This is a genomic window from Spirulina sp. CCNP1310 (genome assembly GCF_034932185.1).
GTDB lineage: Bacteria > Cyanobacteriota > Cyanobacteriia > Cyanobacteriales > Spirulinaceae > Spirulina.
This window is the reverse complement of the sequence record NZ_JAYGHW010000065.1, coordinates 106,409-127,718: the sequence shown is the minus strand read 5'-3', so window position 1 is coordinate 127,718 and position 21,310 is coordinate 106,409. Positions and strand designations below refer to the sequence as shown.

General features: G+C 49.9%; 21 protein-coding genes and 2 pseudogenes. 10 read left to right on the top strand and 13 right to left on the bottom strand.

Annotated features, from left to right (window positions below; all coding sequences use genetic code 11):
* Positions 1-19: 19 nt before the first annotated feature.
* From rpsR to VB712_RS11415, 5 genes are all read right to left on the bottom strand, one after another.
* The gene (rpsR, locus tag VB712_RS11435; protein ID WP_323254754.1) at positions 20-232 is read right to left on the bottom strand and encodes a 30S ribosomal protein S18; all 213 of its coding nucleotides are present in this window, start codon (positions 230-232) and stop codon (positions 20-22) included.
* A gap of 72 nt (positions 233-304) precedes the next feature.
* Positions 305-499 (bottom strand): 50S ribosomal protein L33, encoded by a 195-nt coding sequence (gene rpmG / locus VB712_RS11430; protein ID WP_323254752.1) that lies wholly within the window; start codon positions 497-499, stop codon positions 305-307.
* A 43-nt stretch (positions 500-542) separates the two neighbouring features.
* Entirely contained in the window at positions 543-1,082 is a 540-nt protein-coding gene (locus VB712_RS11425; protein ID WP_323254750.1) for an RDD family protein, read from the bottom strand.
* Between the two features lie 31 nt (positions 1,083-1,113).
* Positions 1,114-1,710: a hypothetical protein gene (locus tag VB712_RS11420; RefSeq protein ID WP_323254748.1), complete on the bottom strand. Its 597-nt coding sequence runs from the start codon at positions 1,708-1,710 to the stop codon at positions 1,114-1,116.
* 81 nt (positions 1,711-1,791) lie between these two features.
* Positions 1,792-2,847, bottom strand: a complete 1,056-nt coding sequence (locus tag VB712_RS11415) for an ABC transporter ATP-binding protein (RefSeq protein WP_323254746.1) — start codon at positions 2,845-2,847, stop codon at positions 1,792-1,794.
* 202 nt (positions 2,848-3,049) lie between these two features.
* Here VB712_RS11415 and VB712_RS11410 point away from each other — a divergent pair, with 202 nt between their 5' ends.
* Positions 3,050-4,711, top strand: a complete 1,662-nt coding sequence (locus VB712_RS11410) for an iron ABC transporter permease (protein WP_323254744.1) — start codon at positions 3,050-3,052, stop codon at positions 4,709-4,711.
* Positions 4,712-4,859: 148 nt separating this feature from the next.
* Positions 4,860-5,486 (top strand): hypothetical protein, encoded by a 627-nt coding sequence (locus VB712_RS11405; RefSeq protein WP_323254742.1) that lies wholly within the window; start codon positions 4,860-4,862, stop codon positions 5,484-5,486.
* 130 nt (positions 5,487-5,616) lie between these two features.
* On the opposite strand, the gene VB712_RS11400 is transcribed toward VB712_RS11405, so the two are convergent.
* Positions 5,617-6,120, bottom strand: coding sequence for a hypothetical protein (locus VB712_RS11400; RefSeq protein ID WP_323254741.1), 504 nt, complete (start codon positions 6,118-6,120; stop codon positions 5,617-5,619).
* Between the two features lie 340 nt (positions 6,121-6,460).
* On the opposite strand from VB712_RS11400, the gene VB712_RS11395 reads away from it, so the two are divergent.
* The 5 genes from VB712_RS11395 to VB712_RS11375 all read left to right on the top strand — a co-directional run bounded on the left by VB712_RS11395 (position 6,461) and on the right by VB712_RS11375 (position 11,155).
* On the top strand, positions 6,461-7,207 hold the full coding sequence (locus tag VB712_RS11395; protein WP_323254739.1) for a hypothetical protein: 747 nt from the start codon (positions 6,461-6,463) through the stop codon (positions 7,205-7,207).
* Positions 7,207-8,535: a histidine--tRNA ligase gene (gene hisS / locus VB712_RS11390; RefSeq protein WP_323254737.1), complete on the top strand. Its 1,329-nt coding sequence runs from the start codon at positions 7,207-7,209 to the stop codon at positions 8,533-8,535. The genes VB712_RS11395 and hisS overlap by 1 nt, the downstream gene beginning before the upstream one ends.
* Before the next feature lie 179 nt (positions 8,536-8,714).
* Positions 8,715-9,461, top strand: a complete 747-nt coding sequence (locus VB712_RS11385; RefSeq protein WP_323254735.1) for a class I SAM-dependent methyltransferase — start codon at positions 8,715-8,717, stop codon at positions 9,459-9,461.
* Positions 9,462-9,555: 94 nt separating this feature from the next.
* Positions 9,556-10,518: an L-histidine N(alpha)-methyltransferase gene (gene egtD, locus VB712_RS11380; protein WP_323254733.1), complete on the top strand. Its 963-nt coding sequence runs from the start codon at positions 9,556-9,558 to the stop codon at positions 10,516-10,518.
* A gap of 10 nt (positions 10,519-10,528) precedes the next feature.
* Positions 10,529-11,155, top strand: coding sequence for a GNAT family N-acetyltransferase (locus VB712_RS11375; protein ID WP_323254731.1), 627 nt, complete (start codon positions 10,529-10,531; stop codon positions 11,153-11,155).
* Positions 11,156-11,296: 141 nt separating this feature from the next.
* On the opposite strand, the gene VB712_RS11370 is transcribed toward VB712_RS11375, so the two are convergent.
* The 5 genes from VB712_RS11370 to VB712_RS11350 form a co-directional block, all read right to left on the bottom strand.
* Positions 11,297-11,896: a Uma2 family endonuclease gene (locus VB712_RS11370; protein WP_323254729.1), complete on the bottom strand. Its 600-nt coding sequence runs from the start codon at positions 11,894-11,896 to the stop codon at positions 11,297-11,299.
* Positions 11,897-11,980: 84 nt separating this feature from the next.
* Positions 11,981-13,567, bottom strand: coding sequence for a gamma-glutamyltransferase family protein (locus VB712_RS11365; protein ID WP_323254727.1), 1,587 nt, complete (start codon positions 13,565-13,567; stop codon positions 11,981-11,983).
* A 114-nt stretch (positions 13,568-13,681) separates the two neighbouring features.
* On the bottom strand, positions 13,682-14,521 hold the full coding sequence (locus VB712_RS11360) for a hypothetical protein (protein ID WP_323254725.1): 840 nt from the start codon (positions 14,519-14,521) through the stop codon (positions 13,682-13,684).
* A gap of 4 nt (positions 14,522-14,525) precedes the next feature.
* Positions 14,526-15,500: a glycosyltransferase family 2 protein gene (locus tag VB712_RS11355; protein WP_323254723.1), complete on the bottom strand. Its 975-nt coding sequence runs from the start codon at positions 15,498-15,500 to the stop codon at positions 14,526-14,528.
* 49 nt (positions 15,501-15,549) lie between these two features.
* A complete protein-coding gene (locus VB712_RS11350; RefSeq protein ID WP_323254721.1) occupies positions 15,550-16,473 on the bottom strand; it encodes a CHAD domain-containing protein in 924 nt (307 codons plus the stop codon).
* 448 nt (positions 16,474-16,921) lie between these two features.
* Between VB712_RS11350 and VB712_RS11345 the strand changes: the two genes are divergently transcribed.
* Together VB712_RS11345 and speD are read left to right on the top strand one after the other, a co-directional pair.
* The gene (locus VB712_RS11345) at positions 16,922-17,905 is read left to right on the top strand and encodes a pentapeptide repeat-containing protein (RefSeq protein WP_323254719.1); all 984 of its coding nucleotides are present in this window, start codon (positions 16,922-16,924) and stop codon (positions 17,903-17,905) included.
* A 198-nt stretch (positions 17,906-18,103) separates the two neighbouring features.
* Positions 18,104-18,478 carry an adenosylmethionine decarboxylase gene (speD, locus tag VB712_RS11340; RefSeq protein WP_323254716.1) on the top strand — a complete coding sequence of 125 codons (375 nt, stop codon included), beginning with the start codon at positions 18,104-18,106 and terminating at the stop codon, positions 18,476-18,478.
* A 302-nt stretch (positions 18,479-18,780) separates the two neighbouring features.
* Here speD and VB712_RS20490 read toward each other — a convergent pair.
* Together VB712_RS20490 and VB712_RS20485 are read right to left on the bottom strand one after the other, a co-directional pair.
* Positions 18,781-19,131, bottom strand: a pseudogene (locus tag VB712_RS20490) (Rho termination protein); the annotation flags it as partial.
* A 963-nt stretch (positions 19,132-20,094) separates the two neighbouring features.
* A pseudogene (locus VB712_RS20485) lies at positions 20,095-21,006 on the bottom strand (DUF4912 domain-containing protein); the annotation flags it as partial.
* 77 nt (positions 21,007-21,083) lie between these two features.
* Between VB712_RS20485 and VB712_RS11330 the strand changes: the two are divergent.
* Entirely contained in the window at positions 21,084-21,209 is a 126-nt protein-coding gene (locus tag VB712_RS11330; RefSeq protein ID WP_323254712.1) for a hypothetical protein, read from the top strand.
* Positions 21,210-21,310 lie beyond the last annotated feature (101 nt).

Below are 21,310 nucleotides of genomic sequence, written 5' to 3'. Positions count from 1 at the left end.
GGTTGAAAGTGTTAGTTCTTTAGTCCGCGTTGACATAGGGCAGGAGGGCCACATAGCGAGAATATTTGATCGCCGTGGTGAGATCCCGTTGCTGTTTGGCGGTGAGGTTCGTGATCCGGCGGGGGAGGATTTTGCCGCGCTCGGTGACGAATTTACGGAGCAGTTCGGTGTCTTTGTAGTCGATGGGATCACCGGGTTTGATGGGAGAGAGGCGTTTGCGAAAATAACTCATGGTTTAAATTGTTCAGTTAGAGAATCAAAGGAATTTAAGGGCGCGATCGCCCCATCAAAAGCGAAAAAAATGCTATTTGGTTTCTTTATGCACCGTATGCTTATTGCAATGGGTGCAGAATTTTTTGATTTCCATGCGGCCGGTCGTGTTCCGGCGGTTTTTCATCGTCGTATAGCGGGAAACGCCGGGAGAGCGCTTATCCGGGTTCGTGCGGCACTCGGTACATTCCAGAGTGATGATGATTCTAACGCCTTTCTTGCTTGCCATAGTGGTGAGGTTGCCCCTCCATCCTGAATAAAGACACAGCTTACTATTTTTGCATACGTTGCCGGACTTGTGCAACTAAACGGCCAATGCGCACATCCAGGGAATAGCCCCGCTTGGTTTGAATCATCACCGTATCGAAGAGGCGATCATGAATGGCTTGGTTAAATTGCTCATCGGTATAGGCGAGGGCGCAATCAATGACGACGGGGGAAATGAGCAACAGGGTGGTAAAGGGGTTGAGGAAAAAGAGGTTTAACCCGGTCATCGCCAAACCCGCCTCAATCCCCAGGGTTAACTCCCGTTTGCCCAAAGTGTAGACATCCGGCACGCGGCGAAACCGCAGCCCCATCACCTTAATATCCATGCACCACATCCCCAAGCTTTGCCCGGCATTGCGATCCACCACCACAACCCGCAACACCAACCAGAGGGAAACGAACACAAACCCTTGTACCGCGCCGGTTCCCACAAAACTGCTACCAAGCCAAACGGTACAAAAATCGAGGGCAAAGGCATAGAACCGCCGTTCAAAGGGAACGCGGGGAAATTTTTGGAGAACGGGACGGTAATCGGGAGCGGTCATGAAGGGCAACCCCAAGAAGAGGATCTCTTGTCTATTCTAAAAGTTTGTGATCCTTTGATGAATCAGGGGCGAGCTGGGATTGCTGCTGTTGCCAGGCGATCGCATTCAAAATCAACCGACCATGGCCGCTACATTGGGCTTGGTAGTCTTCCTGGGTGGCAATGGCTAGCCCCATCCGCTCAATCACTTTGCCATATTTCCGCTCTTTGGCTAACTCTTTTTCTTCGGGACTCAGGGGGCGACTGCGATCGAGCACCACCTCAATAATCGGAATATAGGGGGCGGCTTCTTCGGCGGCTTCCTGGGCTTCAATTTGCAAGCGGGTTAACTGGATAATTTCCTGTGCGCCTTGGACAATGGGGGCGAGGGTTTCCGGTTCGGGATCGGCTTCAATGTCACTGTCTGGCACATAGACCAAATTAGCCAACGCCACCCCATCGGGAAACTGATCATCGGCAATTTCCCCCTCTTCCCACATTTGATTAATTAATTCCAAGGCTTTGGCACGATTTTGGGGCGTATCTCCCCCCCGCCCCTCCACCGTGACGAGAATCCCTTCCTGCTGATCCGCCGGTTGTTGGGTATCACTCACTGCCACAAAATTCACCGTTGATTTACGCCGTGCCATCATTCGCCTCCCTGGATTGCGAGCATACTAATATACTAAATGATCCGGGGCGGACTCAAGGCCGCAGTCTGAAACAATGGACTATTTTTCCGGTGGGGGGAAGCGTTGCAGACCGAAGGGGTCGATCTTGATCGCGACCCTTGTGCCGATCGCGAGGGGGTGATGGGTGATGGTGCGGACTTTGAGGGTAGTACCGCTAGGGAGTTGGACTTGATAGGCTTGTTCGCGACCGAGGAATTGGCGATCGCTCACCACCCCTAAGCCTTCAGGATCAGGCAACAGTTGAATTTGTTCTTGGCGAATCATTAAATCCGCATCGGGGCGATCCCAGGGGCTATCGAGGCTAAAGGCTCCCAATTCTGTCACCCAAAAATCTCCCTCCTGTCGGGCGGGGATCAAATTGCCCTGGGTGACAAATTCCGCCACAAACCGCGATCGCGGCTCGTAATACACCGTTTCGGGGCGGTCTAACTGCTCCAATTGCCCCCCCTGCATCACCCCCACCCAATCGGAAATGGCGAGGGCTTCCTCTTGGTCATGGGTGACGAAAACCGCCGATGTGCCTGCGGCTTTGAGGATGTGGCGCAGTTCTTGGCGGAGGTGCGATCGCACCTGCACATCTAAATTGCTCAGGGGTTCATCCAGTAAAACGAGGGCGGGCCGGGGGGCTAAGGCGCGGGCCAGGGCCACCCGCTGCTGTTGGCCGCCGGAGAGTTGGTAGGGGTAACGGCGGCCCAAGCCCTCCAACCCAACGAGGTGCAACACTTGGCCAATGCGCTCCTTCGTCGTTGCCGTCAGTTTGCCGCCACTTTGTAAACCAAAGGCGATATTTTCCGCCACCGTTAAATGGGGAAACAGCGCATAATCCTGAAACACCATCCCCACCCCCCGCTGCTCCGGGGGGATATTCTGCCCCCCACCGCTGACGGTTTGGCCATTAATGGCAATCGCCCCCCCATCCGGATCTTCAAACCCGGCAATCAAGCGCAGCAATGTCGTTTTGCCACAACCTGAAGGCCCCAACAGCGTCAAAATATCCCCGTCGTACAGTTCGAGGGAAACCTCTCGCACTGCCGGTTGAAGGGTATTGGCAAACTGTTTGGTGAGTTTGGAAATTGCCAGGGTGGGTGCAGCCATAGAGCAGTCAAAGATGATGAGCAGGAGCCAATCCCGTTAAGAAATTTAGAGCGGGGCCAATGCAGCACAGAGGATTTATAGTATGATTCTAAAGAAATTATTGCAAGTCATTTGCATTAATTTGCCTTAAAGTTATCGGAAGCCCCTGGAGCGTAGGCCGCCCTTGTCTAGTTTTTCCTTTTCCCGACCCACCCATAGAGCAATGGATTTCATTGCTCACCTCATTTCCCGCACTGGGCTAAATAGTAGTTGGACGTTAACCGTGGGGGCGATCGCCCTGATCATCTCCCTCCCTGTTCTCGCCGTCCTGAGCCGTATCTTCCAAGACTCCGGCGAGATCTGGCAGCATCTTGTTGCCACAGTTTTGCAGGATTATATCACTCACTCCCTGATCCTGATGGTGGGGGTGGGCATGGGTGTGTTAATCCTGGGGACAGGAACCGCTTGGCTTGTGACCATGTGCCGTTTTCCCGGTAGTCGCAATTTAGAATGGTTGCTGCTCCTCCCCTTGGCGGCCCCCTCCTATCTCCTCGCCTATGTCTATACAGAACTGCTGGAATATTACGGGCCGATCCAAACTTGGCTGCGGACGCAATTCGGTTGGGGCAGTATGCAGGACTATTGGTTTCCGCCCGTGCGCTCCATGGGGGGGGCGATCGCCCTTTTTGTCCTCGTCCTCTATCCCTACGTTTACCTCCTCGCCCGCGTCGCCTTTTTAGAGCAATGCACCTGTACCCTCGAAGCCAGTCGTTCCCTCGGCTGTAACCCCTGGCGGAGCTTCTGGCGGGTGGCGTTGCCCCTGGCCCGTCCCTCCATTGCTGCGGGGCTAGCCCTGGCCCTGATGGAAACCCTCAACGATTTCGGGACGGTGGAATTTTTCGGGATCAGCACCTTCACAACGGGGATCTATCGCACCTGGTTGGGGATGGGGGAACGGGATGCGGCGGCTCAATTGGCAGCGGTGTTGTTGTTGTTTATTTTGGTGTTGATTGTGGTGGAGCGGTGGTCACGGCGCAAAGCGAAGTATTACCAAACCGCCGGCCATGCTAAACCCTTTCAGCCCTACGTTTTAAAAGGGGGAAGGGCGGCGGGGGCCTTCCTGTTTTGTGGGTTGCCGGTGCTGTTGGGTTGTCTCTTACCCTTAGGGTTATTGATGCAAATGGCGATCGCCCATTGGGAGCGCAGCGTCAATGTCGCCTTTTGGCAACTCTCCACCCATAGCTTTATTCTGTCGGCGATTACCGCCCTGTTGGGGGTCGTTTTAGCCCTTGTGATGGCCTATGGGCAGCGGTTGCGCCAAAGTTGGGGGATGACGGTATCGGTGCGGTTGGCGGCCATGGGTTACGCCGTGCCGGGGTCGGTGATTGCGGTGGGGACGTTGATCCCCATGGGCCAGGTGGACAATGCCATTGATAGTTGGATGCGATCGCACTTTAACATCTCCACCGGCCTGCTCCTCAGTGGTACAATCACCGCCCTCATTTTTGCCTATTTGGTGCGATTCCTCGCCGTCTCCTTCCATACGGTGGAATCGAGCTTGGGTAAAATTCAGCCCAACCTCGATGAGGCGGCCCGCAGCCTGGGCCATAGTCCCCTTTCGACGTTGGCAAAGGTTCATGTTCCCCTATTGCAAAGTGGGTTACTGACGGCAGCAATGCTGATTTTTGTCGATGTGATGAAGGAATTGCCGGCAACGTTAGTGATTCGCCCCTTTAACTTTGACACGTTGGCGGTGCGGGTCTATCAGTATGCCTCCGATGAGCGGTTGATTGAAGCAGCGGCCCCGGCCTTGGCGATTTTATTGGTGGGGATGATTCCGGTGATTTTCCTCAGTTGGCAAATTGCGCGATCGCGCCAATGCTAGGAGAGCCGCATTGAGGGTGAAAAAGGTTTTGCCCCGATAACCGGGAAATTTTGGCTAGAATTGGGAGAATTAGAGGCGATCGCCCTCAGGAGGAATCATGCCGGAAACGTACACGCATATTTCAATCATTTTGGATCGTACCGGTTCCATGGAAACAATCCAGGACGACGTGATTGGTGGGTTTAATCAATTTTTAGCCAGTCAGCAGCAAGAAACCAGCCGGGCAACGTTAACCCTGGTACAGTTTGATAGCCAAGACCCCTACGAGGTGATTCATCAATTTGCCCCCATTGACCAAGTGACAGCATTAAGCCAAGCAACCTATGTGCCGCGAGCTTCAACGCCGTTGCTCGATGCCATCGGTCGGGGCATTATTGACCTAGGCCATCGTTTAGCCACAATGCCCGCAGGGGAAAAGCCGGATCAAGTCGTGTTTGTGATTATTACCGATGGTCAGGAGAATAGCAGCCGGGAGTTTACGAAGGCCCAGGTGATGCAATTGTTGGCGGAGAAACAGGAGAAAGAAAAATGGCAGTTTGTCTTTTTAAGTGCTGATTTAACGGCCCTCAACGATGCCATGGATTATGGTTTTCGTGCTCCGGCGGCGATGAGTTTTGATAAAGATGCTCAGGGAACAGCAGCAGTGTTTTCTTCTCTGGCTAAAAATGTGAGTAGTTATCGTGCTCAAGAAGCAGAAGCTTTGATCTTTGATGAGGAAGATCGGGCGCAACAGCGGAGTGAGCAGTCGCCTAAAGATACGAAAAAAAAGCGCTAAGGGGCGCACATAATCCGCAATCCGGTTATCCTGTTGATCGACGTAGGGGCGTTGGCGTAAGCCTACCGGAGGCACAAAAATCTTTCGCCCCCACACCAGAACTTCGCACAATCTGATGAAGCAGATTCGATTATTTAGGATTTTCTGCAAAATTCTGAATTTGCTCTACTTGAAGGTTAAGTACATCCGCGATCTGTTGAGGGTTTAAACCAAAATCCAATAATTTAGTAATCGTGTTTTGTTGCTCAGGGGTTACAGTACTTTTTGGGCTTGTTGAAGTCGTTTCAATATTGGGATCTAATGGCTCAGAACTGGCACAAAGACTGAGATGTCCAATTTGAATAGGATTCCCAATGATTTGATATTGAGAATTGACATACCCCAACCGTTCAATCGTTGCACAAAAATTTGATTTGTTAAGATCTTGACCTAATGCTGCTGACAAAATATGCCAAAGTTCGTAGCCTTCATCCTTTACATGACCTGCGGTACATCTGTACTTTTTGGCGATATCAGCATACTTCTGACCGCTGAGAACTCCTTTAAGGATACTACTTTGCAAATTATTCAAGTGCTTACCAGTATGTTGAAAAACAAGCTCATCAAGAGACTTCAAGACGATCTCCCAATCCATGGCAACTCGCTAACCTCACAAAGGGCCACCGCCATTATCCGCTAAAATCCGCCTAATTCACAATTTCTCAAGAAAAGTCCCGCTATTTTCCGCCTTTCCCCGTCTTGGCTGTTCTGGGAAGCTGGCTTATCATGAGCTTGCGAACCTTTGAGGATTATGATTCTAACGTAAAGAATTATTACATGGTTTTGGTCAATCTGCCCAAAAATGTAGTCATGCCCCAGAGCAAATAGTGATACGACTCAAGCTAACAATTGAGGTTTAATGACAAAGCTGCAACAGACTTGGAAACAATTTAATTTTGTAACAAATACTACGGTTTTTCGTGTGGAGGTTCTCAATGTTAGTTGAGATCCTCGGAAGGGAGAACTACGCATCACAAGTAGCATCATTCATGCAGTCGCATGGTATTCATAAGGTCATCGGCTTCTCTGGTGGTGCTGATGATAGATTGCAAGGAGTCCCAGAAGATGATGACTTGCAGTTAAAATACATAGCCTTTCGCAATACATTTCATGAACGATTGATATCTGATGCACTCAAGCTATTGCGAGGATATAGGGTTGCCATCTTAACGGGAGGTACCGAAGGCGGCATTCCAGAATTAGCGACCCGAAAAGCAAAAGAATATGGGTTTAAAACCATTGGCGTATTTCCGCGTAAAGGGAAGAAATACGCTTTAGGGTCATCTCTATTAGATTTGTCGATTTGCGTAGATCCCATGATTGGAGAAGCCAGATGGGGGGATGAAGGTGCTACTTGGACATCTCTCATTGACGGAATGATTGTGATTGGTGGCAGCGCAGGGACGTTAACAGAGTGTGCTCACATCCAAAAAATCAATGAATCGCTAATCAAAAATAATGAAATGCCCAAGTATATTGTTGCTATCTACGGGACGGGTGGCACAGCAGAACAACTTCCACATCTGTGGGCTAAACCCCATGTGAGAAATGTATGTATGCCAATGAATCGTATATATACAGGTCAAGAAGCATCCCAGTTTCTCATCGAAAAGCTGGCTTTAGATGACTACTTTGATCCCAGAATTCAACCAATACAGCCAAGCAATGGAGAATCGAACTAATGGCTATTTCTGGATTTCCTGAATTTTTGCCTGGAGAACAGATCACATTCAATCAAGTGATTGATGTCATCAAGAAAGGATTTGAACGGGCTGGTGCTGTACCTATCGAAACACCAGCAGTCGAACGTATCGAAACCTTATCGACTGCCAAAGGCAACATTAGCAAGGAAGTGTATGGATTACGCAGGCTAAAAGCCGAAGAAGGAGATGATGCTACAGATTTAGCCCTTCACTTTGATCTCACCGTTCCCCTTGCTCGGTACGTGGCAGAACACGCTAACGATCTTGCGTTTCCATTTCGACGCTATCAAATTCAACCCGTGTGGCGTGGTGAACGCGCTCAAGCAGGTCGCTACAGGCAGTTTTACCAATGTGATATTGATGTTATTGGGGAAGAAAAACTATCCCTGTTAAACGATGCTGAAATGCCCTTCATTATCTACCAGATATTTAAGGAGTTGAACATTGGACATTTTCAAATTAGGATCAACAATAGAAAAATCTTACAAGGTTTTTTAACTCATGTTGGTGTTGATGAAACAGAGGTGTCAACCGTTATTGGTATTGTTGATGCTTTGGAGAAAGTTGGAGTTGCCCAAGTCACCGAGGATTTAACCAAAGCTGACTTGAATGCTACTGCTATCGAGTCCATCCTAGAGTTCTTCTCAAAGAAAGCCTCTAGCGATGAATTGGTAGACTACCTCAAATTCTTGAATATTGAAGGAGAATTTGCAACTGGTTTGAACGAACTCATCACTGTCCTTGAAGGTATTGGTAACTTGGGAGTTCCAAGTGACTACTACGGTATCGATTTGTCAATGGTGCGTGGTTTAGATTACTACACTGGCACAATATACGAGACACGGCTTACTGGTCACGCGGGCATTGGCAGTATATGTAGTGGTGGCAGATATGACAATCTGGCTGCTAATTTCGCTAGTAAAAAGTATCCAGGTGTAGGCATCTCAATTGGTTTGACGAGGCTGCTACCCAAACTTTTTGAACTTGGAATTATTCAACCATCAAAACCAACTGTTGCATCAGTTCTAGTCATGTCTCTCGAAACGGATAGACAGCAAGATTATCTGAGAATTGGTGGACTTTTACGGAATGCTGGCATCAATACTGAGGTGTATCTGGAAGACAAAAAGCTTGCGGCACAGATGAAGTATGCCAACAAGAAAGGTATTCCATTTGTCATGATTATTGGGCAAGAAGAGTTCGAGAACAATACGGCTCTGATCCGAAATATGGAAGATGGAGAACAACAACGTATTCAAGTTGAACATCTAGTTTCCACTCTAAAAGCATTGGTTCTGATGAACTAGCAAATCGAGAGTGTATTTTGAAAGTGCTTAAAACAGGAGAGTAAATCAAAGTACCCATAGAAAAATTAGCTCAAGAAATTCAGAATTAATTGTCTTTGGTTTAGTTCAAAAAGCTACCTGGAGTCTTTCCTTGACTCCAGATGACAACAAAAAACAAGATTTTTTTCAGGAGATGAATTATGACAAAAGATTTTACTAAAAGGTATTCAAGTTGCGCGGATGATTATGCTAAAAATCGTCCTAGCTATCCAGCATCAGTTATTGATGCAATTTTAGAAGGTCTTGGTGAACCATCAGATATTCTTGCCGCCGACATTGGTGCAGGTACTGGTATTGGTTCCCATTTATTAGCTGAACGAGGAGTAAAAGTTTACGCGATCGAACCTAATGAAGCTATGATACAGGCTGCAAAATCTCATCCATTGGTTGAATTTTATAATAACCCTGCTGAAAAAATTGCTTTACCTGCTCATTTATTAGATTTGGTTGTTTGTTTTCAATCTTTTCATTGGTTTAATCCTATTAAAAGTGTTTTGGAGTTTCACCGTATTTTAAAATCCTCTGGAAAATTAGCTATTGTATGGTCAGATTTTGATAAGAATGATGACTTTACTTCCACTTATACTTCATTAGTAAATCAGATCGCAAACCGTGAGTTAATTAAAGAAAGATTTGGTGATATTAACCCAATTATAGATAGTTCTCTTTTTGTTCTGAGTCATCAATACGAATTCAGTTATTGTCACCAAATAAATTTTGATGGTCTGATTGGATACACCAAAAGTAGTTCTATTGTTTCTTCGGAAGGGGAGATTTATCAAGAATTTCTTTCTTCACTAAAGAGTCTTTATAGTATTTCCAAGAATACATCTGGAATTGTTAGTTTAATATTCAAGGCAAAAGTATATATTGTATTAAAAAAATGAACTATCTTAATTATTTACAAAAGTAGAAAAAAATGAATATTTCTGCAAACAAGAATTTGGAAACAATCTATTTTAGCTCAGGCAGCTTAACATTATGAATAACTTTAGTTTCTATGACTTGCAACCCAAGATCAGCAATTTTCGAGATGAAGTCTTAGCAGGCTTAAGCAAGCAACAGAAACAAATCCCGCCAAAATTTTTCTATGATGACTATGGCTCCAAGATTTTTGATCAAATCTGTGAGTTAGAAGAGTACTACCCGACACGAACTGAATTTAGCATCTTGCAGCAACATTGCTCGGATATTGCTGATCAAATTGGAGAAAACTCTCTCGTCATCGAGTACGGCAGTGGAAGTAGTCAAAAAATTTGTCTCCTTCTGGATTCACTGATGAAACCTTTGGCTTATATGCCAATTGATATTTCAAGAGAGCATATGCTATCTGCATCCAAGACGATTGCAGATAAGTATCCAGATCTAGAAGTACTAGCAGTTTGTGCTGACTATACGACAGAAATGCTAGTTCCTGATTATGATCACTCCTCTCTTAACAAGAAAGTTATCTTCTTCCCTGGTACTACCATAGGCAACTTAGAACCGGAGCAAGCAGTACAACTTTTGAAGAGATCGGCAGCGATCGTAGGTTCAGGTGGAGGAATGCTAATTGGGTTTGATATGAAAAAAGATCCGCAAATCCTTCATGCTGCCTACAATGATGCAAAAGGTGTAACTGCGGCTTTTAATGTGAATCTTTTAACTCGTATAAATAAAGAATTAGAGGCTGATTTTGATACGAACAAATTTGCTCATTATGCTTTTTTCAATCTCTCCAAAAGTAGAATTGAGATGCATTTAGTCAGTTTAGCGGAGCAAATTGTAATTATTTCAGGTCAACCATTTAGTTTCTCAGAGGGAGAAAGTATTTATACTGAAAATTCATATAAATTTAGTATGCGAGAAATCAAAAATTTATCAGAGGGAACCGGATTCAAACTAAGTAACTTTTGGACTGATCCAGAAAATCACTTTTACCTCTGTTATTTGTTAGTAAATTAGAGGTTAATTTATGAAAAAAGAGACAGATTATACAATAGTTCGGGCAAATACCTTGCAAGATTTAGATAAAGCATTCTCATGTGGATTAATTAAACTTTATCAGGATATTTTTGCAGATCAGCCTTATGAAGAATATTTCAGTAATGATGATGTTATTTCAATGTTTTATTCTTATTTTGAGAGTGAAATCAAGAATTCGCTTGTTCTCTTTGCTTACTTGGAGAGAGAACTCATTGCTTTTTGTATGGCTGTTCCGTTCAATGAAAATTGGCTTAATTTTGAAATAATTGATTTTAGCAATTATAAAAATATTTCTCATAATTGCTATGAGTATTTCAAAAAAAATTTCGATTCAACTTCTGAGAATACCTGGTATTTAGATGATTTAGGCGTTAAGAAAGATAAACGGAGGAGAGGGGTAGCAAGACACTTACTCAAAACTTGCCTAGTTGAACTAAATTCTAAAAATGTGTTCTTACGCACATCAGATAGTAATAATCAAGCGCAATTACTATATCAAAACTTGGGTTTTCATCATTTAGACGGATTGTACACACAAGTTTCTCATAAACGTTTAGACGGTTCATTTAGAGAAGATCGGCGAATCATAATGCTGAGACAGGTAGAGCACAGATGAATTACCAAGTCATATGGAATCCGGTCGTAGAATTTATAGGCGTAGTAAGATAGACACTGCCTACCCTACACTCTTACACTCTTACACTATTTGATTAATTGCATTTCATCTCATCGCCCCACCTCCATTCCCCCACTAACCTCACACCCGCCCCAAATCCAATACAAAACCGGGTAACACCCCCTCCCCAGACAACTCAGCCGGATTTGCTAAAACCTCCACCGCCAAACCCACCCGATAAATTTCCACAACCCGATTTTGTGGATCAATCAACCAACCCAACTGCGCCCCATTCTCCACATATTCGCGCATCTTGGCTTGCACCAATGGCAAACGATCCGAGGGCGATCGCAACTCCACCACAAAATCCGGGCAAACCTGCGGAAACGTTCCCCGCTGCTCCGCCGTCAGCGCACCCCAACGCCCTGGACTCACCCAACAAACATCCGGCGAACGAATTGCACCATTGGGTAAAGTAAAACCTGCTGAAGAATCGAAGGCTTCTCCCTGTTGATACTCCTCATGCCAACGATACAACTGGCCAATGAGTGCAAAATTGCGCTTTCCCGTTTCCCATCCTGTCGGTGGATTCACAACTAACTCCCCTTTGGCCGTTCTTTCCAGTTGTAATTCTCGATTGCTCGCAGCCAAAACCGCAAACTGTGCCAAACTGACAGAAAGCTGCAAATCTAGCGGTAGCTCCAATAACAGTGTTTCCGGTTGTGTGGGCGCTTGTACCATGACTGATTGAAATAGTGGAATTTAGGGGCGTTGGCGTAAGCCTACCAGAGGCACAAAAATCTTTCGCCCCCACAGTGATTCATTTTACCGGGCGATCGCCCCCCCATCGGCCCTCGGCTCCGTCCCCGCCCAAAACGTCCCCCCTTGGTTCAAAATCATTTGTCCCTTGCCAAACTCATGGATGGCCGGGGAAACCGTCACCCGATGGCCCCGCTCCGTTAAACCCGCCACAATACTTTCCTCCACCCCCGGCTCCAACATCACCAAATTATCCCGCAAAAACCGCCAGCGGGGGGCATCTAACGCCGCTTGGGGATTCATGCCGTAATCCGTCGTATTCACCACCATCTGCACATGACCCTGAGGCTGCATCTGCGCCCCCATCACGCCAAAGGGCCCCAAGGGCTGACCCCCCCGCGTTAGAAAAGCCGGAATGATCGTATGGAACGGCCGCTTATGGGGGGCTAACTCATTGGGATGGCCGGGAATGAGATTAAACCCCCAAGCCCGGTTTTGCAGCGCGATCCCCGTTCCGGGAACCAAGACCCCGCTGCCAAAATTGATAAAGTTGGATTGAATAAACGACACCATCAACCGCTGATCCGCTGCGCAAAGATACACCGTTCCCCCCTTGGGGATGCCGGGATTAGCTAGGGGGAGAGCGCGATCGCCCACCAGCCGCCGCCGTTGCGCCCCATAATCGGCTGTCAGGAACGCCTCCGGGGGGATGGGCATTGTTGCCGGATCGCTGATATAGGCGCTGGCATCGGCAAAGGCTAACTTCATCGCCTCAATTTGTCGATGGAAGGAGATCACACTATCCCTCGGCTGCGCCGCCAGATCAAAACCCGCCAAAACATTCAACGCCATCAACGCCGCCAGCCCCTGACCATTGGGGGGCATTTCCCACACCTCCACATCCCGATAGGCCAGCTTTAACGGCTCCACCCAATCCGCCCGATGGGCCGCTAAATCCCCAAGGGTCAACCAACCGCCGGTTTCGGCAGAAAAGCGGGCGATCTGTTCGGCAATGCTCCCCCCGTAGAAACTTGCGCCCCCCTCATCGGCTAAAGTTTTCAGCGTTGCGCCATGGCCCGGACTGCACCAAGTTTCCCCGGCATGGGGAGCGCGATCGCCCGGAAAAAAGACCCCCTTAAATGCTTCATACTCCCGCCCCTGCACCGCTGCAAAGCGATGGGCCTCCCGTTGCCAGGCTAAAGCGGTGACGGGGGAAACGGGGAAACCCGCTGTGGCATAGTGGATCGCTGGCCCAAACAGTTGCGCCCAAGGCAACGATCCCCACCGTTCCCACAACCCCCACCAAGCCGAAACCGCCCCCGGTACGGTGACGCTGGGCCAACCAAATTGGGGAATTTCTGCATTGTATTTATCCCGCTCCATCCCCGCCGGACTCCGCCCGGAACCGTTTAAACCATGGAGTTTTGTCCCATCCCACACCAAGGCAAAGGCATCTGAACCCAAACCGTTTGATGTGGGTTCAACGACGGTGAGGGCGATCGCCATCGCAATGGCCGCATCCACCGCATTCCCTCCCGCCTGTAGCATTTCCATCCCCGCCAAACTGGCCAGGGCTTGGCTCGTCGCCACCGCCCCGCGATTACCGAGAACAACCCGTCGTTGGGAGGGATAGGGATAATTAATCAGTACCATAGTTTTCACTCAACGGACTTGGCTCGTAGGATATAGGAAAGAGGAGGGAGAAGTGGGAAGTGGGAAGTGGGAAGTGGGAAGTGAGATCTAAACTTTCAACTGTTCCCCATTCCCTTACAAATACCCCCAATTCCCCCAAAACTTATACCGTACTGGCGTAACATAATGGCGTAACACAATCCCGGCCCCAGCGTAGCGATCGCCCCACTGAAATTCATCATCCCGCGCCATCACATAGCGATCTAAAGGTAACGGTTTGGCCCCATCCCGATGGAGCGTTAGGTGCATCATCGTTTGTTCGGTGAAGTAGTTGGGGGGGGCATCGAGGGCGAGGAAGCGGGCCATGGCTTCCGACCAGTCGGGGGGATGGCCAAAGATGATAAAGCCGCCATTGATCGGTTCCTGTGGGGGGATTCCCTGCAAAATGCGCTGATCAAAGGCGGGATCGGCATCGGGGAGATAGTAGGATTGCCCCGGATTGGCGGTCAACAGTTCCGGGAGTGATGGCCCGCCGGGAAAAAAGAAAATATCGGAATCACTGTAGATCGTCGGCCCGTCGATGGGGATGGAGAGGATCATTGTTAACTTTTTGCCCATGGGATTGAGGGCGGCATAGTCTGCCACGGCGGGCGGTAGGGCTGGATCGGCAAATTCTGCCAAGGGAACGACGCTAATACAGGGGTGAATCCGCCGCAGCAGTTCAATCTCCGCTAACCGATGGCTGCCATCGGAAACAATCACATAGCGATCCGGTACGCCAACAGATTGGAGGAGCGATCGCACGCTGGCCACCTGTTCCGGTAAATCCCGCCCACAGGAGAGGGCATAGACCGACGCGGCAAACCTTGGCCCCCCATTGAGGGGCCGCTGGCTGATTTGGGCCAAGCGCCGCCCATACCACCACCGCATCCCCTCGCCCTTCCACCGGGCCGCCCGATACCCCCAATTCACCATCTGTTTACCTCCATTTCGCCTTGGCATCAATGATCACCTTCGCCCCCGGTAAACGGGCAAAGGCAGCCTTAAACCGCAATTCCCAAGGCAGGGGGCCAAAGTGCGATCGCAGCGCCCCAATTTGCTCCTGAAATACCGCCATCCGCCCTTTGGCAAAACTATCCCGACATAAACTATAGAGGCAATCTTGAGCCTGCTCGCGAATGGCCGCCTCGATCTGAGCATCGCCATAAACCCGTTCACAGAGCCGAAAGGCCTCCCGCGCCCAGGTTTCCATCTGTTGGCTCGATTTGCTTTGATCATGTAATCGCCAATAGGCGAGAATATTCGGCTCAAATGTGAATTTGTATCCCTTGAGGAGCAAGCGTAAAATAAACTCTTGATCCATACAATGGTGATAGTTCAAATCCAGCCGTTCCTGGGCTTGAATTACAGTTTGGCTGAGAAAAATGCTGTGATTGGTGACAGCGGAATAGGGGATCATATTGGCCACCGTTGCCGGTTGAACGGGATAGGCAAATAAATAATCTCCCGCTTCATTGATGTGATCAATTTTGCCATAGATCACATCACTTTCGGGCTGGTTGAGCCAGGCTTGGGCAGCAAAATAGAAGGCATGGGGGCCGTAAAGATCATCAGAATTTTGCCAACCCACCAATTCCCCCGTGGCTTGGTCTAACCCCTGATTAACGGCATCGGATTGACCGCGATCTTTTTGGCTCACCCATTGGATTAAACCGTCGTATTTTTGTAAAATTTCGAGGGTGCGATCGCCACTCCCCCCATCAAAGACCAAGAGTTCACAATTGGGATAGCTTTGCAGCAATACCGAGCGGATCAGGGCTTCTAAATATTGCCCTTGATTAAAACTCGGGGTCACTACCGTAATTTTCGGATAGCGGGGCAACGGGGTTAAGGGCGGTGGCTCTGCTGTCCAGGGCCAGCCGATGTGATCAGGGGGGGGAGGAGGGATAGACATGGGTTGATCGTAATAATATCAAAACTGTAGGGGCGAAAAATTTTTCGCCCTAGGCTCCGGTGAGGGGGAATTGTACCGCTTGATGGAGTTCGTGGCGGGATTGAGGGGAATTGTAAATGTGCTGGAGACTGTGCCAAGCGGTGAGGGATTTGGTGCGATCGCTCTCTAATTGGGCCATCACGTCCGGCAATACTTCCCCTAGGGGTTGTTTCAATTGGTACTGTAAAAACTCCTCCAACACATAGCTATCCTGTAAATCTCCTAACACTGATTGAATTTTTTTAATCTGTTTCAAATGGGTATGGTAAGGCTCACCATAAAACGAGGCAAATAACTCTAGTTGATAACGGGTTTCTTTCCCTAGTTTGCGCAGATCATGGAGAACTTCAATTTCAGCTAAAGCAGCTTCAGGAGAGAGAAAAAACCCTGGATGGAGGAGGAATTTACTCACTTGGGGGGCGAGTAAATCCGCTAAGACTAAAGCAATGGGAGCGTTAGCGATGGGGTAATAGCTAGGGGTGGCCAGCCATTGGTTAAAGGCGGTGTGGAGGGTTTGATAATGGCCTTTGTGGGTGAGGGCGCGGCGGACGGATTTAAGGCGCTGTTTATGTTGTTTGCGGGTGACAGAGGCGATCGCCTCTAAACATTTTTGCTCTTGGGGCGGAATCGCCAGGGCATAATGGTTAAACAGGGTTTCGCTCAATACATCGAGATCCCGGAGCCGGCCTAAAATTCGAGCCACTTTCCCAATTCTGCGGCCCTGGATCACTGGAGGGAGATCCAAGGCAGGGGCAAAACCCGCAAGAGCAGAGCGGAGACGACGCATTCCCACTCGCATTTGGTGAACCGCCTCCGGGTCTTTGCCCTTGAGGACTTCCGGTTCATGGGTGCAAACCGTGTCGAAATGGGTGGCGATCGCCACATAGGCCCAATCACCCAAGGTTTGGGCGGTGGTGGAGGTTGGGTAATTCATAGGGTAGAGGAGAGAGGGTAGGGAACAGGGAACGGGGAACAGGGAACGGGGAACGGGGAACAGATGGAAGTTTTAGAACTCACTCCTCCCTCCTCCCTCCTCCCTCCTCCCTCCTCCCCCACTGTTGCATTCCAGAACAGAGACAGATTATCTTTAGAGTACAAAGAGCGTGTTACTTTCCCCACCCTTCTTAATCCTAATTTTTGTATGCCGAGCCGTGAGGTAGAGCCAAGTGTCCCTGTTGCGCCCCCAGACGCAACCGTTGAACTCGTATTTTTAATCCCTAAGCCCGATTGGTACAGTATCTGGGGTTGGCTATTAGCTCTGTTGTAGTGGCCTTTTCAAGATTGCACGTTTGTGGCGATCGCTACAGCACTTTGAGCCTCAATGCCTACCCCTGGATCAAATCTAACCCGTTTGATCATCTGTTTACCATTAAAAAATTTTTATGCAACCCAGCCCTAGTCCGCAATCTGTTTCTGAGTTTTTAGCCCAGTATCGCAATGGCGATCGCCAGTTCGAGCAGTTGACCCTGCCCAAGGCCAGCCTCAACCACAGCATTCTCAACCACAGCATTCTCCAAGGGGCAACCCTCCCTAAAGCCACCCTCGAACAGGCTCAACTCCTGGAGGTGAATCTGCAATGGGCAGACTTGCAAGGGGTGAAGGCCAATCAATGTCTAGGGATTGGTTTAAACCTTAGTCATAGCCGTTTAGCGCAATCAGATTGGACGCGGGCAAACCTCAGTGGTTTGGCTTGGGGAGGGGCGGAAGTCTCCCAAGCCTGTTTTAACCATGCCACGTTGATTAATAGTCGGGGTCTGGATTTGGTGGGCGATCGCCCCCGCTTCCATGGGGCCGACCTCACCGGAGCGACTTTAACCCGTGCTGATCTTCCCGGTGCAGATTTTAGCCAGACGGTATTGGTGCAAATTATGGCCACCCACCTCAAGAGTCCAGGGGGGAATTTCCAAGGGGCGATCGCCATTCGCAGCTACTTCAACCATGCCCAACTCCCCGGCGCTAATCTACGGGGCGCAAACCTCAGTTATGCGGATCTGCGGGGGGCAGATTTAACAAGCGCGAACCTCCAAGGGGCGATCCTCGAAGGGGCAAACCTCAGCAATGCTCAACTGGATGGAGCCAATCTGCGAGGGGCGCAACTAATCGGCGCTGATCTCCATGGGGCAACGCTCCGTCAAACCCAACTTCAACGGGCTAACCTCACCAGCGCCAACCTCCTGAGCGCTGACCTCACTGAAGCCAATCTCCACGGGGCGATCTTAGCCAAAACTGGCCTACTGTTCGCCCAATTAACCGGCGCAAACCTCAGCCATGCCGCCGTCAAAGGCGCAAATTTTATCGGCGCAAACCTAAGTTTGGCTATCTGCACCGGCACACCCCTCAATGAAGCCGCCATTTTAGGCGGATAAGCGATCCTCTGGGTGCTATGGCAATGGGTTTTGACGGCTCTACCGCCTGGATAGGTAGGGGCGAAAAATCTTTCGTCCTTCCTTCTACCTAGGTATTTCTCCCCCTTTTTGGATCAAAAAAGGGAAAAAAGCAGCATCTGTTCACTGGGGGGATTAAAATAGGAAGATGCACACGCTTTGTGGAGTCAAAAGAGAAGAATGAAAAAAGTGGGAACCCATCTGGTTGTTGAGGCATGGCAAGCACCCGCAACGCTGCTGAACGACCCGGAACGCATTCGCCGGGCGTTGATTGATGCCATTGATGCAGGCGAAGCAACCTTGATCGACCTGTGTGTACACCAGTTTAGTCCCCACGGCGTGACTGCAACGGCGACCCTAGCTGAGTCTCACATTGCAATTCACACCTGGCCCGAATATGGCTATTTTGCCGCTGACTTTTTCTTCTGTGGTGCAGGCAAGCCCAAAGTCGCAGCGGAAGTCCTGCGTAACGCGCTTCAAGCCCAGAAGGTCGATGTTCAAGAAATTGACCGGGGTATTCCGGCCGATGAACCCGCGCTGCAATTGGCAATCTAAACTTCAAAAAATCCGGGGCAGACTTTCCTACCCCGGCATCATCCATCCCACAACAGGGGGCCTGAAGGCCCCCTCTTTTTTGCCGCTATTCTGCTTCGTTTTAATCCTGAGGATCCCCCCGGCTACGCCGACCCCCTTAAAAAGGGGGTTTTTTCTTCACCCCCCTTAAAAAGCTTAAAAAGGGGGTTTTTTCTTCACCCCCCTTAAAAAGCTTAAAAAGGGGGTTTTTTCTTCACCCCCCTTAAAAAGCTTAAAAAGGGGGTTTTTTCTTCACCCCCCTTTTTAAGGGGGGCAGGGGGGATCTAGGCATCAAACCATTCGAGGGTGGCTTCTTCCTTCGTGTTGGTGTGGCGCGACGGTGTGCCGCGCTCAAACTTCATGTGGATGGCGCGGGTTTGCTCCCCATCGGAGGCGATCGCCATAATCGGATAATCCAATTCCCCATCCTGGAACGACATTTGGAAGCGGAATGTACCATCTTCATTGAGCTTAATCGGGCGACCGCCAATGGTGACGGTAGCATCAGGTTCCGTTGCCCCATAGATAATCAGTTCCGCATCCGCCACCAGCCAGAATTTACGGGGGCGAATCGGGGGGGCAGAGGCAGAGAAGCCCACGCCGGACATTCCCATCCCGGACATCGTTAAGCTGCTCATTCCGGCCCCGGACATCATGCCCATGCCGGACATCATCCCAGCCCCAGACATCATCCCCATCCCGGAAGCAGTTAGACCCATGCCGGACATCGTTAATCCGGCTCCGGACATCGTTAAACCCATGCCAGAGGCCGTTAAGCCCATGCCGGACATGGTTAAACCCGCACCAGACATCATACCCATGCCGGACATCATCCCAGCCCCGGACATCATCCCCATGCCAGAGGCGGTTAAGCCCATGCCAGAGGCGGTTAAGCCCATGCCAGAGGCGGTTAAGCCCGCACCAGACATCATCCCCATCCCGGAAACCATGCCCACACCGGACATCATCCCCATCCCGGACATCATCCCCACGCCGGAAGCAGTTAAGCCCATCCCAGAAGCAGTTAGACCCATGCCAGAGGCGGTTAAACCCATGCCGGACATCGTTAAACCCGCGCCGGACATCATCCCCATCCCGGACATCATCCCCATCCCGGAAGCGGTTAAACCCATCCCAGAAGCAGTTAAACCAGCACCGGACATCATGCCCATACCAGAAGCCGTTAGACCCATGCCTGACATCGTTAATCCGGCTCCGGACATCATGCCCATGCCGGAAACGAGGGTTTCACCCATACCGAAGCCCGACATCATGCCCATGCCGGACATCATGCCCATGCCGGAAACAAGGGTTTCACCCATACCAAAGCCCGACATCATGCCCATGCCGGACATCATGCCCATGCCGGAAACGAGGGTTTCGCCCATACCAAAGCCGGACATCATGCCCATGCCGGAAACGCCAAAGCCAGCCCCGGACATCTCGCCCCCCATGCCGGAGGCGGTCATCCCCATGCCCGACATTCCTGCACCGGAAACCCCTGCACCGGACATCGTTAAGCCGGCCCCGGACATTCCCGCTCCTGATACTCCCGCTCCAGACATCGTTAAGCCGGCCCCAGACATCCCTGCGCCAGAGATCGCCGCGCCGGACATTCCCGCCCCAGACATTCCAACACCGGACATTCCTGAACCAGATGCCCATTTGCCCATACCTGAGGGGAAAACATAGGAACTGAGGGAATCTTCACCGTAGAACACTGAACCGGCTTGGCGTTTCGTGGCGGCTACTTCTTCCAATTCCCGCATCCGACGACGGATTTCATCTTCAATACTTTCGCCCCCGATTTGATCGAAGTGGTGGATGGATTGACCGACGAGATTTTGATCCCATTCCACGGTCATAAAGCGGTCTTCAATCCAATCAGAGGGGTAGACGGGGGGTACGCGCACCACGCCGGAACGGGCCAGGGTGAGCCAGCGGCCATCCATGCAGCGGTAGCCAATCTCAACGCGGTATTCGCGATCGCTAATCGGGATCGGAATGTACCAATCCCGGGCTAGCTCGTCGCAGGGATATTCTTGGGTATTGTGGGGGTTTTGCTCCGCCAGATTGATGTTGGTGACATCGTAGATCCGCAGGGCTAACTGTTGCCCCCCTTGACGACGGAGCGTTTCTTTTTGCTCATTGGTAATGTCCCAATAGGCATAACACCATTGGGGATCGCGGGGCATGAGGACGATACAACTTTCGCCGTATCCACTGGGTAAGTCGGGTAGATTTTCATCCACAGAAGCTAAACTTGCTTCGATTAGGTCTCGTTGGCCGACTTCAAATTTTGATGCTTCCACTGCTGTTTTTTCCTCGGTTGGTTGGCTCGCGATCAGGTTATGAGAAGAAGGAAGAGTTTGTTCCATTTCAATGGCTTGAATCGCAGTGAGAAGCTGCGATTTGCGCATTCGACTATATCGAGAAATGTTATAGTCACTGGCAACTTTACGAAGTTGCCGCAGTGTCAATTCTTCGAGGGGTTGGCGTTGTTGGGCCATTGTTACTTCTGTAAATCGGGTTTCTACCACAAATGGGAAGAAAGCGATCGCTCTCTTAGCAAACGAGAAGGATAGCTTTGCTCTACTATCTACGGAATTTCCCTCAAGATGGTCAAGGGGCCAAGGGGATCAATCCCATCGAAATTGCCCCCGATCAACGAGAGGATCGGCAGGGTGGGGATCGCAATGTCAATGAATTTTGACAGATGATCCCAATGGGGGGTGATCGGGATCGCCCTCCGCTCCCTTGAGGTTAGCCCCGCCCCAATCCACCCCATTCCTCCGCTAGAGTAGGGAAATACAG